General features: G+C 62.5%; 15 protein-coding genes and 1 tRNA gene. 5 read left to right on the forward strand and 11 right to left on the reverse strand.

Annotated features, from left to right (window positions below; genetic code table 11):
* Positions 1 to 167: 167 nt before the first annotated feature.
* From JV551A3_RS21070 to JV551A3_RS21100, 7 genes are all read right to left on the reverse strand, one after another.
* Positions 168 to 243: transfer RNA gene (locus JV551A3_RS21070), tRNA-Gly, on the reverse strand.
* 64 nt (positions 244 to 307) lie between these two features.
* A complete protein-coding gene (gene pgsA / locus JV551A3_RS21075) occupies positions 308 to 868 on the reverse strand; it encodes a CDP-diacylglycerol--glycerol-3-phosphate 3-phosphatidyltransferase (protein WP_015271035.1) in 561 nt (186 codons plus the stop codon).
* A gap of 32 nt (positions 869 to 900) precedes the next feature.
* Complete coding sequence (uvrC, locus tag JV551A3_RS21080) at positions 901 to 2,724, reverse strand: excinuclease ABC subunit UvrC (RefSeq protein ID WP_133974076.1); 1,824 nt, start codon at positions 2,722 to 2,724, stop codon at positions 901 to 903.
* A gap of 6 nt (positions 2,725 to 2,730) precedes the next feature.
* The gene (gene gacA, locus JV551A3_RS21085; protein ID WP_015271036.1) at positions 2,731 to 3,369 is read right to left on the reverse strand and encodes a response regulator transcription factor GacA; all 639 of its coding nucleotides are present in this window, start codon (positions 3,367 to 3,369) and stop codon (positions 2,731 to 2,733) included.
* A 63-nt stretch (positions 3,370 to 3,432) separates the two neighbouring features.
* Positions 3,433 to 3,822 (reverse strand): helix-turn-helix domain-containing protein, encoded by a 390-nt coding sequence (locus JV551A3_RS21090; RefSeq protein ID WP_112253242.1) that lies wholly within the window; start codon positions 3,820 to 3,822, stop codon positions 3,433 to 3,435.
* A 117-nt stretch (positions 3,823 to 3,939) separates the two neighbouring features.
* On the reverse strand, positions 3,940 to 4,371 hold the full coding sequence (locus tag JV551A3_RS21095; RefSeq protein ID WP_133974078.1) for a GNAT family N-acetyltransferase: 432 nt from the start codon (positions 4,369 to 4,371) through the stop codon (positions 3,940 to 3,942).
* A 184-nt stretch (positions 4,372 to 4,555) separates the two neighbouring features.
* On the reverse strand, positions 4,556 to 4,942 hold the full coding sequence (locus tag JV551A3_RS21100) for a DUF488 domain-containing protein (protein WP_133974080.1): 387 nt from the start codon (positions 4,940 to 4,942) through the stop codon (positions 4,556 to 4,558).
* A 127-nt stretch (positions 4,943 to 5,069) separates the two neighbouring features.
* Here JV551A3_RS21100 and JV551A3_RS21105 point away from each other — a divergent pair, with 127 nt between their 5' ends.
* Positions 5,070 to 6,686 carry an inorganic phosphate transporter gene (locus tag JV551A3_RS21105; RefSeq protein WP_133974082.1) on the forward strand — a complete coding sequence of 539 codons (1,617 nt, stop codon included), beginning with the start codon at positions 5,070 to 5,072 and terminating at the stop codon, positions 6,684 to 6,686.
* A 106-nt stretch (positions 6,687 to 6,792) separates the two neighbouring features.
* Here the strand turns inward: JV551A3_RS21105 and JV551A3_RS21110 are convergent, their stop codons facing one another.
* The 3 genes from JV551A3_RS21110 to JV551A3_RS21120 form a co-directional block, all read right to left on the reverse strand.
* A complete protein-coding gene (locus tag JV551A3_RS21110) occupies positions 6,793 to 7,488 on the reverse strand; it encodes a glutathione S-transferase N-terminal domain-containing protein (RefSeq protein WP_133974084.1) in 696 nt (231 codons plus the stop codon).
* Positions 7,489 to 7,575: 87 nt separating this feature from the next.
* A complete protein-coding gene (locus tag JV551A3_RS21115) occupies positions 7,576 to 8,073 on the reverse strand; it encodes a PaaI family thioesterase (protein WP_133974085.1) in 498 nt (165 codons plus the stop codon).
* Between the two features lie 60 nt (positions 8,074 to 8,133).
* Complete coding sequence (locus JV551A3_RS21120; protein ID WP_133974087.1) at positions 8,134 to 9,516, reverse strand: amino acid permease; 1,383 nt, start codon at positions 9,514 to 9,516, stop codon at positions 8,134 to 8,136.
* Positions 9,517 to 9,771: 255 nt separating this feature from the next.
* Here JV551A3_RS21120 and gcvA point away from each other — a divergent pair, with 255 nt between their 5' ends.
* Both gcvA and JV551A3_RS21135 read left to right on the forward strand, forming a co-directional pair.
* Positions 9,772 to 10,668 (forward strand): transcriptional regulator GcvA, encoded by an 897-nt coding sequence (gene gcvA / locus JV551A3_RS21125; RefSeq protein ID WP_133974089.1) that lies wholly within the window; start codon positions 9,772 to 9,774, stop codon positions 10,666 to 10,668.
* Between the two features lie 236 nt (positions 10,669 to 10,904).
* Complete coding sequence (locus tag JV551A3_RS21135; protein ID WP_133974091.1) at positions 10,905 to 12,158, forward strand: 2-aminoadipate transaminase; 1,254 nt, start codon at positions 10,905 to 10,907, stop codon at positions 12,156 to 12,158.
* A gap of 13 nt (positions 12,159 to 12,171) precedes the next feature.
* Here JV551A3_RS21135 and JV551A3_RS21140 read toward each other — a convergent pair whose 3' ends face one another.
* Positions 12,172 to 12,474, reverse strand: coding sequence for a hypothetical protein (locus JV551A3_RS21140; RefSeq protein ID WP_061551108.1), 303 nt, complete (start codon positions 12,472 to 12,474; stop codon positions 12,172 to 12,174).
* Positions 12,475 to 12,720: 246 nt separating this feature from the next.
* Between JV551A3_RS21140 and JV551A3_RS21145 the strand changes: the two genes are divergently transcribed.
* Positions 12,721 to 13,146: a hypothetical protein gene (locus JV551A3_RS21145; protein ID WP_133974093.1), complete on the forward strand. Its 426-nt coding sequence runs from the start codon at positions 12,721 to 12,723 to the stop codon at positions 13,144 to 13,146.
* 73 nt (positions 13,147 to 13,219) lie between these two features.
* On the forward strand, positions 13,220 to 14,378 hold a 1,159-nt coding region (locus JV551A3_RS21150), incomplete at its 3' end, for an elongation factor G (RefSeq protein WP_133979098.1).

Raw genomic sequence — 14,378 nt, forward strand, 5'->3', positions numbered from 1 at the left:
GCCATCAATCCGCTACGCCAACTACCCGGAATCGCTGTACTTAAATATGTACTTCAATTTCGTGGCTGTTGGTGGATTCAGGCAGACTGCGCTGAAACGAAAAAAGACGCCGACGCGTCTTTTTTCAATGATTTACAGACTTCCAAAGAACCCTGTAAATCTATATTTGGAGCGGGAAACGAGACTCGAACTCGCGACCCCGACCTTGGCAAGGTCGTGCTCTACCAACTGAGCTATTCCCGCGTCGTGATGGGTGCCATTCTAGCGATTTCCAAAACGGCGTCAACCCCTTGATTCAAAAAAACTTTTACTTCTGCTCAGAGCCTTCGCGCAGGTGCGGCCAGGCGGCCAGCAGGTAGTGCACCATCGACCACAATGTCAGCCCAGCCGCCACCAGCAGCAGCGCGTAACCCAGAATTACCCAGAAGGTCACCGCCGGCGGGTTGGCCAGCAGGATCACCAGCGCCAGCATCTGCGCCGCGGTTTTCCACTTGCCAAGGTTGGACACCGCCACATGCGCGCGCGCGCCCAGCTCGGCCATCCACTCGCGCAACGCCGATACCACGATCTCGCGGCCGATGATCACCGCAGCCGGCAGGGTCAGCCAGAAATTGGCGTGGGTCTGCACCAGCAGCACCAGGGCCACCGCCACCATCAGCTTGTCGGCTACTGGGTCAAGAAACGCACCGAACGGCGTGCTCTGCTGCAGGCGACGCGCCAGGTAGCCGTCCAGCCAGTCGGTGGCGGCGGCAACGGCGAACACGCTGCTGGCGGCCATATAGCTCCAGTGATAGGGCATATAGAACAGCAGAATGAAGATCGGGATGAGCAGGACGCGTAGAACGGTGAGCAGGTTTGGAATATTCATCGGTACGACTGGCCGCAAGTTGAGCCCGCATTCTACTCGCTATGCAGGCTGGCATAAATCGACTCGGCAAGCTTTTTACTGATGCCGGGCGCTTTGGCGATTTCATCGATACTGGCGCGGTTGAGCTCCTGCAGGCCGCCGAAATGTTTCAGCAGGTCGCGCCGGCGCTTGGGCCCTACCCCGGCCACATCCTCCAGGCTGGACACCCGGCGGGCCTTGCCACGACGGGCGCGGTGGCCGGTGATGGCGAAACGGTGGGCCTCGTCGCGGATCTGCTGGATCAGGTGCAGGGCCGGTGAGTCACCCTTCAGGGTGAACTCGTGGTGCACGTCATTCAGGTACAGGGTTTCGAAACCGGCCTTGCGCGTCACGCCCTTGGCCACGCCCAGCAGGGTCAGGTCACTGAAGCCCAGCTCCTGCATCACGTCACGGGCCATGTTCAGCTGGCCTTTGCCGCCGTCCACCAGCAGCACGTCGGGCAGCTTGCCCTCGCCGTCCTTGATGCGCCCGTAGCGGCGGGTCAGGGCCTGGTGCATGGCGGCGTAGTCGTCGCCGGCAGTGACGCCTTCGATGTTGAAGCGGCGGTAGTCGGACTTGAGCGGGCCTTCGGGGCCGAACACCACGCAGCTGGCCACGGTGGCTTCGCCGCTGGAATGGCTGATGTCGTAGCACTCCAGGCGCTGCGGCACCTCGTCCAGCTGCAGCACCTCGGCCAGGGCCTCGAAACGTGCGGCCATGTGCTGGCGGTTGGCCAGGCGGGCATTGAGCGCCTGCTCGGCGTTGGTCACCGCCAGTTGCTGCCAGCGGGCGCGGGTACCGCGTACCCGGTGGCTGATGGTCAGCTCGCGGCCACGCAGGGTGTGCAGGGCTTCGCTGATGGCTGCGAAGTCTTCGTGCACCACGTTGACGATCAGTTCGCCCGGCAATTCGCGCTCGGCATTGCCCAGGTAGTATTGGGAAAGGAACGCGGCCATCACTTCGGCCACCTCCTCCTCGATACCTACCTGCGGGAAGAAATTCTTGCTGCCCAGCACCCGCCCGCCGCGCACGCTGATCAGGTGCACGCAGGCGCCACCAGGGTTGACGAAGGCGGCGACAACGTCGACATCGCCGCTGCCGCCTTCGATGTACTGCTGGTCCTGGACCCGGCGCAACAAGGCGATCTGGTCGCGCAACTCGGCGGCCTTCTCGAAATTGAGGGCCATGGCGGCCTTCTCCATCTCGGCATTGAGCTCGTTGCCCAGTTGCTGGCTACGCCCTTCGAGGAACATCACCGAGTGGCGCACGTCCTCGGCATATTCCTCGGCGGTCACCAGGCCCGTGCAGGGCCCTTTGCAGCGCTTGATCTGGTACTGCAGGCATGGCCGGGTGCGGTTGGCGTAGTAACTGTCTTCGCACTGGCGCACCGAAAAGGCCTTCTGCAGCAGGCTAAGGCTTTCGCGAATGGCTCCGGCGCTGGGGTACGGGCCAAAGTAGCGGCCCTTGGCCTTCTTCGCCCCACGGTGGATGCCCAGCCGCGGGAACTCACCGTCGGAAAGGAACACGTAGGGGTAGGATTTGTCATCGCGCAGCAGGATGTTGTACGGCGGCCGCCATTCCTTGATCAGGTTCTGCTCCAGCAGCAGCGCCTCGGTTTCGTTGGCGGTGATGGTGGTTTCGACCTGGGCGATGCGGGCCACCAGCGCGGCGGTCTTGGGCGCCAGGCCGGTCTTGCGGAAATAGCTGGCCAGGCGCTTCTTGAGGTTCTTGGCCTTGCCCACGTAAAGCAGCCGGGCTTCGCCGTCGAACATCCGGTAGACGCCCGGGCGACCACTGCAGGTAGCCAGGAATGCGCTGGCATCGAAAACTTGGGACATGAGGTTTTACAGGCTTGCGTCGACCATGCCGTGGCGAACGGCCAGCAAGGTCAGTTCGACGTCGCTGGTGACGGAGAGTTTTTCAAAGATCCGATAACGGTAAGTATTGACGGTCTTGGGCGAGAGGCACAACTTGTCGGAGATGATCTGCACTTTCTGGCAACCAACGATCATCAGGGCAATTTGGATTTCCCGTTCCGACAAGGCATCGAACGGCGAACCCTGCGGCTGGAAAGGTTTCAACGCCATCTGCTGGGCAATCTGCGGGCTGATGTAGCGCTGGCCGGCGAAGGCCAGGCGGATGGCCTGGACCATTTCGTCAAGGCCGGCGCCCTTGGTCAGGTAGCCAGCAGCACCGGCCTGCAACAGGCGCGTGGGGAACGGGTCTTCCTCGCACACAGTCACGGCAACCACCTTGATGTCCGGATGGCTGCGCAGCAGCTTGCGGGTGGCCTCCAGGCCACCGATGCCGGGCATTTTCACGTCCATCAGCACCACATCCGGCTTCAGTTCACGGGCCAGCCTGAGCGCCGACTCGCCCGAATCGCCCTCACCCACCACCTGCAGGCCATCGATGTCGGCCAGCATGCGTGTAATACCGGTTCGTACCAGATCGTGATCGTCGACCACTAAGACCCTAATCAAGCACACACCTCGTCAGCAGGGCGATTGGATCCTGCCACCTTAACAAAATTTTTCACGGCGGACCTAACGCATTCCTTCCGTAAGAAACGCCTGACGTTCAACCGTAAGCGGCCTCATTGTCTGCCGGGATTTGTCGTTATTGGTCAAACGCCGCAACAAGTGCCAAAGGGCCGCTTGGTCGTCGCATGACAATTGCCGGAAAGCCCCCAGCAAACCGGACTCATCGGTGCTCAGCCCCTCCAGCGGTACGGGGGTGCGAGTGCCGCTGAGCACATAAAGTGCATCCACGCCCCTGGCTGCCAAAGCCGCCAGGTAGTCGACCCGCGGCGAACGTTCACCACTCTCGTATTTGCCTTGGGCATTGGGTTCGACCCCGCCGATATCGCCAAACACGCGCTGGGTCATCCCCAGGCGTTCTCGCTCTTCCCGCAGCCGCGGACCGATTCCATTCATGGGGGTCTCCTTGTCCCTGATCACAATCACGTACGGCCTACCCGTCTGCAGGCAGCCGTGAACGCCTGGGTTCACTATGCCGATGCTCACCAGTCGCGACAAGCCATCATTGAGCTATTAGTCGATCGTGCGCTGCATGCGCACAAAGCATTCGTCCTCGCCCATTTCGACGAAGCCGTGGCGCTGGTAGAGCACGCGCGCCGGGTTGCTGCGAAACACCATCAGCCGCAGCAGCGGCAGGTGCCGCTGGCGGGCCCACAGTGCCAACTGCTCCAGCACCCAACTGCCGACCCCTCGCCCACGGTGCTCGGGTAGCAGATGCAACTCGCGAATGAACAGCGCCTGGCGGTCCTGACTGAGGCTGCAGAAGCCGAGCACGGCGTCGCCTTCGGTCACCAGCCATTGCTCGCGCCAGCCCCAGGCTTCGTCGAAGGCTTCCTCTAGCCACAGCAGGTCGTATTCGCGGTAGTACGGCAGCATGGCGCGGCGCGTGAGGTCGCGGGCGAAGGTGCGGTGGGTGTCGTTGGCGGGGGTTAGTTGTAGAGGCATGGGTTCTCTGGTCTGGCAGCTCTTGCACTGTCGTTTGTAGGAGCGGCCTTGTGTCGCGAGAGGGCTGCACAGCAGCCCCGGGATTTCGGCATGGAGCCATTATTGCCGGGGCCGCTCTGCGGCCCTGTCGCGACACAAGGCCGCTCCTACAGGGGTCAGCACAGTCCCGATAAATCATTATCGTTCATTGGGCGTAGCACACGGGCGAACTGCCGGGCCCACGCCTGTCCAGTTCATCCTCGAGCCATTCGGCCAACACCCGGGCATTGTTGTGCTCGGTGTCCTTGCCCGCATAAAGCAATGTCAGCGTGCCCTTTCCGGCCAGATCCAGCAGCGGGTACCAGTGCTCGGGGTGGGCCGCCAGCTCCTGCCGGTACTGCTGGGCGAAGCCGGCGAAATCCACTTCTCCTTGGTGAAACGCCTTGCGCAACTCATCAGAGGGTGCAACTTCGCGCAACCACTGCCCGTGCAGGTCGTCCTTGCGCTTGTTACGCGGCCACAGGCGATCAACCAGCACGCGCTGGCCGTCGTCTTGCTCAACCGCTTGGTAGACGCGCTTGCAGCGAATCATGGGTTTCTCCTGCCACTACCGTCCGTCTTGAGCCTAGATAATTCATTGATCGAGGTCACGGCCGGGTTACGAATTGTTTCTATGCTCAAGGCCTTCGGCACCCTTGCCCACTCCAACCGGAGCCACCATGGCAACCCCTTCACTGGCCAGCCTGCCGCAACTGGCCCAACGCGATGCCCGCCCGCAACTTGCCCACAAGCCTGGGCGTGCCACCCTGGTATTGTTCTTCGGCCTGCTGCTGGCCGGCATTGCCTACACCGCCTGGAGCCTGAAGCAGGACGTGGCGGCCAGCGGTACGGTAATCACCACGGTCACGCCATTCCTGCTGCTGGGCCTGGCGTTACTGATTGCCCTGGGCTTCGAGTTCGTCAATGGCTTCCATGACACCGCCAACGCAGTGGCCACCGTCATCTACACCCACTCGTTGCCAGCCCCCGTCGCCGTGGTCTGGTCCGGGCTGTGCAACTTCCTCGGGGTGCTGCTTTCCAGCGGCGCGGTGGCGTTCGGCATCATCGCCCTGCTGCCGGTGGAGCTGATTCTGCAGGTTGGTTCCTCGGCCGGCTTCGCCATGGTCTTTGCCCTGCTGCTGGCGGCGATCATCTGGAACCTCGGCACCTGGTGGCTGGGCCTGCCGGCCTCATCCTCGCACACCCTGATCGGTTCGATCATCGGCGTGGGCGTGGCCAATGCGCTGATGCATGGGCGCGACGGTACCAGTGGCGTGGACTGGGCCCAGGCCAGCAAGGTCGGTTATGCCCTGCTGTTTTCGCCACTTATCGGCTTTGCCTGTGCCGCCCTGTTGCTGCTGGCACTGCGCGCGCTGGTCAAGCGCAAGGCGCTGTACCAGGCGCCGGAAGGCCAGACACCGCCACCGTGGTGGATTCGCGGCGTGCTGATCCTGACCTGCACCGGGGTGTCCTTTGCCCACGGCTCCAATGACGGCCAGAAAGGCATGGGCCTTATCATGCTGATTCTGGTTGGCACCCTGCCGATGGCTTACGCACTGAACAAGACCATGCCCAATGAGCAAGCCTTGCAGTTTTCCGCGGTCGCCGAAGTTACCCGCCAGGCACTGGTGCGCGGAACCCCGCAAGCGGCACCGGCCGACCCGCGCCAGGTGCTGACCACGTTCATTGCCGAGCCCAAGGCCAACCCGCAACTGATACCGGCGCTGGCAGCGCTTACCGGCATGATCGGCGAAGAGGTCAAAGGTTATGGCTCGCTCAAGCGGGTACCAGCCGAAGCCATGGCCAACGTGCGCAACGACATGTACCTGACCAGCGAAGCCATCCGCCTGATCGAGAAGAACCAGCTGGTAGGGTTCGATGCCGGCACACGCAGCCAGTTGCTGCTGTTCAAGACCCAGCTGGACGATGCCACCCGCTACATCCCGCTATGGGTGAAAGTGGCCGTGGCCATTGCACTGGGGCTGGGCACCATGGTCGGTTGGCGGCGCATCGTGGTAACGGTAGGCGAGAAAATCGGCAAGACCCACCTCAGCTATGCCCAAGGGGCTTCGGCCGAAGTGGTGGCAATGTGCACCATCGGTGCGGCGGACATGTTCGGGTTGCCGGTGTCGACTACCCATGTACTGAGTTCCGGGGTAGCCGGGACCATGGTGGCCAACGGGTCGGGGATTCAGAAGCGCACGCTGGTCAACCTGCTGATGGCCTGGGTGCTGACCTTGCCGGCAGCGATGCTTTTGGCCGGTAGCCTGTACTGGGTGCTGCACCAGATATTCTGAATCTGTACACCATCCCCTGTGGGAGCGGGTTTACCCGCGAATGCGTCGGTAAACCCAACATCGCATTCGCGGGTAAACCCGCTCCCACAGGATCGGAGTCAACTACTCAACCTGGAATTTTCAGGCCGCGTTGCACGGCCGGCCGCTCGAGGAATGCCGCCAGCACCCGCTGCACTTCCTGTAACTGATCGAAGCCGACCAGATCACGGGCGTTGTAACGCTCAACCAGGTTACGCACCCACGGGAAGATCGCGATATCGGCAATGCTGTACTCGTCGACCATCCATTCCCGGCCTTTCAGATGCCGGTCCAGAACACCGAGCAGGCGCTTGGACTCGTTGACATAACGGTCGCGCGGGCGCTTGTCCTCGTATTCCTTGCCAGCAAAGAAATGGAAGAACCCCACCTGGCCGAACATTGGCCCGATGCCACCCATCTGGAACATCAGCCACTGCAAGGTCTGGTAACGCTGGGCCGGGTCCTGGCTGAGCAACTGGCCGCTCTTCTCCGCCAGGTACTGCAGGATCGCTCCCGACTCGAACAGCGGCAGCGGCTGGCCACCCGGGCCGTTGGGGTCGAGGATGGCAGGGATCTTGTTGTTGACGCTGAGCGATATGAACTCGGGGCTCAGCTGGTCATCGTTGTCGAAGCTGACCTTGTGCGGCTCATAGGCCAGGCCGATCTCTTCGAGCATGATCGACACCTTGACACCGTTGGGCGTAGGCAGCGAGTAAAGCTGCAGGCGTTCGGGGTGTTTTGCGGGCCACTTGCGGGTAATGGGGAAAGCACTGAGATCGGTCATGATCAACCTTGCCTGGGGAGTGAACCTCTCACTCTAGAGACATCCCCGGCCGCTGACCATCACCGACCACTCATCAGCACGGTCGGCTCAGGCTTGGCCGTGGGCCTTGAGCTTGAGCTTTTCGGTATCGACGCGGACGAACACCGAGTCAGCCGTCACCGTCAGTACATCGCCGGCCCAGACTTCGCAGATTACCCGGGTCTTGCGCCCGACCTCACCCTCCACACGCGCCTTGAGCAACAGTTCCACGCCCATGGGTGTGGGCTTGAGGTAGCTCAGGCCAAGGCTGCCAGTGACACAGTCGATGCGCGGCAGGCTCCCCGCTTCGCGACCTTCATTGCGGTAGTGGTAAGCCATAGCCGTCCAGTTGGAGTGGCAGTCGACCAGCATCGCCAGCAGCCCGCCGTAGACCAGGCCGGGCCAGCCGATGAAGGTGCTGTCGGGCGCGTGCCGGCACACCAGGTGGATGCCGTCGGCGTCCCAATGGCTTTGCAGGTGCAGGCCGCTGGGGTGAGAGCAACCGCAACCGTAGCAAGTGCCGTCGGGTGCGGCGAGGGCCTGGAGGGAAAGGGAATGGTCGTTCATACGCTTCCTGTGCTTATTGATATGGGGGGCGCCCAACGCCCCCACATTAAAGCAGAAACATCAGGCCGTCTGGGTAGCCACACTGGCGCGCCGCTGGGTCAGCGAAACCAGCAGGATGAACGTTGTCACCCCGGCGGTCATCAGCGTCTCGTAGCGGTAGGCATCGCTGAACAGCATGTAGCCCAGTACCATGACGATGGTGCCGATCACCAGCCAGGTCAGCCACGGGAACAGCCACATCTTCAGCTCCAGCGGCCGCCCTTCACGCTCGGCGCGGGCACGCATGCGCAGCTGCGACACGGCAATCACCAGGTACACCAGCAAGGCGATGGCGCCGGTGGTGGACAGCAGGAAGCCGAATACCTTGCCCGGGAACACATAGTTGACCAAGCACCCGGCAAAGCCGGCCAGGGTCGAGAAGATGACCGCCACGGTTGGTACGCCAGAGCCGGAAATACGCTTGGTCACGCTCAGCGCCTGGCCGCGGGCACCCAGCGAATAGAGCATGCGCGACGCGGTGTACAGGCCCGAGTTCATACAGCTGGTCACGGCCACCAGCACCACGATATCCACCAGCAGCTTGGCGCCCGGCACGTTCAGCACCTCAAGCACACGCTGGAACGAACCCACCGCTTTCAGCCCTGGGTCGTTCCAGGCCACCAGCGACACCACCAGGAAGATCGACGCCAGGTAGAAGATGGCGATGCGGTACACCACCAGGTTGGTGGCGCGGCGAATCTTGTCTTTCGGGTTGGCGGTTTCGTCAGCGGCAATGGTGACGATCTCGGCGCCGAAGAACGAGAAGATGGTGATCAGCACGCCACCGAGCACGGTGCCGAAACCGTTGGGCATGAAGCCGCCGTTGTCCCACAACCGGCTGACCCCGGACACCTCGGCCAGTGGCCAGACGCCGAACACTGCCAGGCTGCAGACCACGATGAAGGCGATGATCGCCACCACCTTGACCAGCGCGAACCAGTACTCGAAGGCACCGAAGTTCTTCACGCTGATCAGGTTGGTACCCGACAGCACCAGCATGATGAGGAAGGCGAACAGCCACGACGGCACGCCAGGGAAATAGGCATGCAGGATATCGGCACCGGCGATGGCCTCGACCGGAATGATCAGTACCCAGAACCACCAGTACAGCCAGCCGATGGTAAAGCCTGCCCAGGGGCCGATGGCTTCGGAGGCATAGGTGGAAAACGAGCCGCTGTTGGGGTTGGCGATGGCCATTTCACCCAGCATGCGCATCACCAGCAAGACCAGCAGGCCGGTCATGGCGTAGGAGATGAGGATGGCCGGGCCGGCGGTGGCAATGGCGTTGGAGGACCCGATGAACAAGCCGGCGCCGATGATGCCGGCGATGGAAATCATGGATACCTGACGGGACGTCAGGCCGTGCTGCAGGGAGCGCTGTTTGTTGTTTTGTAGCGAAGCCATGAAGAACCCTCGAATGGGTCGGCCGCAGCGGAGCGGCTGAAGACTGGAGCAGAATTCTTATAAATTTCTGATGTTCGTTGTTGTTGTTTTGCAGATGCCGGAAGCGGGTACTGACCTCCTCTTCGCACGACCGGTTGTAATCGTTGATCCAGGTCAGTATTAATCTATAGGGCGGGGTCAACAAACGACCTTTTCGAAACACATGATTCCGTTACGGAATGAACTCCTTCCTTTTTTGCTCGGTATTTGCCTGTCATGTCCAAACGCCTGATGCCTTCGACCACCGCCCTTCAGTGCTTCGAAGCGGCCGCCCGCCACCTCAGCTTCACCCGCGCGGCCCAGGAACTGCACTTGACTCAGAGCGCCGTCAGCAAGCAGGTCGCGCAGCTCGAGGACATGCTTGCGCACTCGCTGTTCCAGCGCATTCGCCGCCGCCTGCACCTCACCCCGGCCGGCGCGCTGTACCTCACCGAAGTGAACAAGATCCTCACCCAGATCGACATTTCCAGCCGTTACATCCTCAGCTACGGCGACGAGACCGAAGTGCTGCGCATTGCCACCCAGCCCACCTTCGGCGCGCGCTGGCTGGTGCCCCGGCTGAAGGGTTTTGGCGACCGCTACCCGCGCATTCACCTGGATATCCGCAATGAACTGGAGCCGTTCGACCTGGTGCAGGCCAAGGCCGACATTGCGTTTTTCTTCGGCCAGGGCACCTGGCCCGGGGCAACCTGCATCGAGCTGTTCAGCGAAGAGGTGGTGCCGGTATGCAGCCCGCAGCTGCTGGCCAACCACCGGTTCGACAGCGCCCAGGCGCTGACCGAGCACCGCCTGTTGCAGTGCGTGTCACGCCCGGAGGCCTGGCACGAATGGTTCCTGGGGCTGGGGTTGCATAGCCAGAACAGCTACCACGGGCCACGCTTCGACACGTTCTACCTGTGCATCCGCGCTGCCATTGCCGGTTGCGGCATCGCCCTGATTCCGCGCTATCTGGTGGCCGAAGAGCTGAGCGAGGGCAAGCTGGTGGTGGCCTGGGACCACCCGGTGGCGAGCAATGGCCGGCACTTCATCGCCCATGCCGAGCATGCGGCCGAAGTGCCCAAGGTGCGGGCCTTCGTGCAGTGGATTCGGGAACGGGTGGCTGAGGGAGGTTGATTGGACCTGTAACGGCCTCTTCGCGGGTAAACCCGCTCCCACAGGGATTGCACAGCTTTCAAGCGTGGCGCCGTACCTGTGGGAGCGGGTTCACCCGCGAAGAGGCCAGTGCTAGCAATACAAAATCCAGCCAAGATCGAGAATCCACGGAATGATCGCAATCGAATAATTCGTTTGCGGAATAACCCGCCAACACGCTTGGATAATAAGAAACTCGAACAAGGTCCGCGTGCCCCATGAACCAGGAAAGTATCAGCCAATCCATTGCCATCGTTCATCCGATCACACTTTCCCATGGCCGTAATGCCGAAGTATGGGACACCGACGGCAAACGTTACATCGACTTCGTCGGCGGTATCGGCGTACTCAACCTGGGCCACTGCAACCCGGCCGTGGTGGCGGCGATCCAGGCCCAGGCCACCCGCCTGACCCACTACGCATTCAACGCAGCCCCGCACGGCCCATACCTGGCGCTGATGGAGCAACTGAGCCAGTTCGTACCAGTAAGCTACCCATTGGCCGGCATGCTCACCAACAGTGGCGCGGAAGCTGCGGAAAACGCCCTGAAAGTGGCCCGCGCTGCCACCGGCAAACGCGCGATCATCGCCTTCGACGGCGGCTTCCATGGTCGCACCCTGGCCACCCTGAACCTCAATGGCAAGGTCGCCCCGTACAAGCAGCGGGTCGGCGAACTGCCGGGGCCGGTGTACCACCTGCCCTACCCCAGCGCCGACACCGGGGTTACCTGCGAACAGGCCCTCAAGGCCATGGACCGCCTGTTCAGCGTCGAGCTGGCAGTGGAGGATGTGGCGGCATTCATCTTCGAGCCGGTGCAGGGCGAAGGCGGGTTCCTTGCCCTTGACCCAACCTTCGCCCAGGCCCTGCGCCGCTTCTGCGACGAGCACGGCATCCTGATCATCATCGACGAGATCCAGTCCGGGTTCGGCCGCACCGGCCAGCGCTTCGCCTTCCCGCGCTTAGGGCTTGAACCCGACCTGCTGCTGCTGGCCAAGAGCATTGCAGGCGGCATGCCGCTGGGTGCGGTGGTCGGGCGCAAGGAGTTGATGGCAGCGCTGCCCAAGGGCGGCCTGGGTGGCACCTATTCAGGCAACCCGATCGCCTGCGCAGCGGCCCTGGCCAGCCTGGCGCAGATGACCGACGAGAACGTCGCTACCTGGGGTGAACGCCAGGAGCAGGCAATCGTGCGCCGCTTCGAGCGCTGGAAGGCCTCGGGCCTGAGCCCGTACATCGGCCGCCTGACCGGCGTCGGTGCCATGCGCGGGATCGAGTTCGTCAATGCCGACGGCAGCCCGGCACCGGCGCAACTGGCCAAGGTGATGGAAGCGGCGCGGGCCAAGGGCCTGTTGCTGATGCCCAGCGGCAAGGCGCGGCACATCATCCGCCTGCTGGCACCGCTGACCATCGAAGCCGAAGTGCTCGAGGAAGGCCTGGATATCCTCGAGCAGTGCCTGGCGGAGCTGGGCTCCTGAGAACAACCGGGGCTTAAAGACCCAGTTCCTGCGGGGTGAGCATGTCGGACTCGAAGGCAATCCAGCCGCCTTCGAGTTCGGCATGGCCGTTGACGATCGGGCCGTAGTAGGTCAGGCCGTTCTCCAAGGTCACGCAGATGTGCGTGGCGTTCTTTTCGGGGGCTGCGAGCGTACCGACGAAATGCACCTTTTTCAGTGTTTCGGTCACCGCTTCCAGGCCAACGCGCATGTTGGGGTTTTCCGAGGCTTCGGTGTCGCCGCCACGGTCTTCGGCGCTGATGGTGATGGTGGCGATGTACGGGTACTTGGTGCTCAAGCGGGGTTACCTCAGTGGGTGTGTAGGCGTATGGGCGCGTAGAGTACGGCAGGTGATCTCTATTGTCTCTACCGGCCTCTTCGCGGGTAAACCCGCTCCCACAGGGACTACACATCATTCAAAGGCTGTGTTGTACCTGTGGGAGCGGGTTTACCCGCGAAGAGGCCAGGCCTGCAAAAGGTGATCTGAAAGGCCCGATCTGTTAGGGTGCCCGGCGATGCACGCCACACCACACGAGGATCCAGAGTGAGCGCCGAAGAACCCCTTATCGCCGACCTGTTCGAAGTCGACAAACGCCTGTCCCTCAAGCCCGTGGTGGACTTCAACAGCTACCTGCGTAACGCCTTCGGCGAAGGCCCGTGCCGTTGCCACCGCTGCACCGAAGGTGGCGACCAAAGCACCTACAGCCACGCCCACACCTTCACCTTCGACGGCCGCCAGTGGCACCGCCGCTTCGCCAGCACCTCCGGTAGCGACGTCGCCCAAGCCCTGAAAAAGGCCTGGCTGTCGTACACCAAGGCCGACCTCAACCTGGTCGGCAACCTGGACCTGACCACCCTCAAGACCTTCACCGAAGCCGCCCTTCACGCACGCCTGCTAGCCCTGTTGCCTGCCAGCGGCCTGGCCCGCGAAGTGGATGGTCAGTGGCTGCTGCAGGCCCAGGCCGACTGACGGCCCGGCGGTAAAGCAGGATTCTCCCGTTCTGCTACCGTGGGAGAATCCGCTCATCCGCAGGTAGTCCGCCATGGCCCGTACAACGCCCATCGAGCTGTACCGCAATATCGGCATCGTCGCCCACGTGGACGCCGGCAAGACCACGACCACCGAGCGGATCCTGTTCTACACCGGGGTCAACCACAAGATGGGCGAGGTGCACGATGGTGCCGCGACCATGGACTGGATGGCCCAGGAGCAGGAGCGCGGCATCACTATCACCTCGGCAGCGACCACCGCCTTCTGGCAAGGCTCGACCAAGCAGTTCGCCCACAAGTACCGCTTCAATATCATCGACACCCCCGGCCACGTCGACTTCACCATCGAGGTGGAACGCTCGCTGCGCGTGCTCGATGGCGCGGTGGTGGTGTTCAGCGGCGCGGACGGGGTCGAACCGCAGTCCGAGACAGTATGGCGCCAGGCCAACAAGTACCACGTGCCGCGCCTGGCCTACATCAACAAGATGGACCGCCAGGGCGCCGACTTCCTGCGCGTGGTCAAGCAGATCGACCAGCGCCTGGGCCACCACCCGGTACCGATCCAGCTGGCCATCGGCAGCGAAGAAAACTTCCAGGGCCAGATCGACCTGGTGAAGATGAAGGCCATCTACTGGAACGATGCCGACAACGGCACCAGTTACCGCGAAGAAGATATCCCTGCCGAGCTGCAGGCGCTGGCTGACGAATGGCGTGCGCATATGGTCGAAGCAGCGGCCGAGGCCGATGACGAACTGACCTTGAAGTTTCTCGATGGCGAAGAGCTGAGCATCGAAGAAATCAAGGCCGGCCTGCGCAAACGCACCCTGAACAACGAGATCGTGCCGACCATCCTCGGCTCGTCATTCAAGAACAAGGGCGTGCCGCTGATGCTCGACGCGGTCATCGACTACCTGCCCGCCCCGTCGGAGATCCCGGCCATCAAGGGCACCGACCCGGATGACGAAGAAAAGCACCTGGAGCGGCACGCCGACGACAGCGAGCCGTTCTCGGCGCTGGCGTTCAAGATCGCCACCGACCCGTTCGTCGGCACCCTGACCTTCGCCCGGGTCTATTCTGGCGTGCTCAGCTCCGGTAACGCGGTGCTCAACTCGGTAAAGGGCAAGAAGGAACGCATCGGCCGCATGGTGCAGATGCACGCCAACCAGCGCGCTGAAATCAAGGATGTGTGCGCTGGCGACATCGCCGCACTGA

It is taken from the genome of Pseudomonas inefficax, assembly GCF_900277125.1.
Taxonomy (GTDB): domain Bacteria; phylum Pseudomonadota; class Gammaproteobacteria; order Pseudomonadales; family Pseudomonadaceae; genus Aquipseudomonas; species Aquipseudomonas inefficax.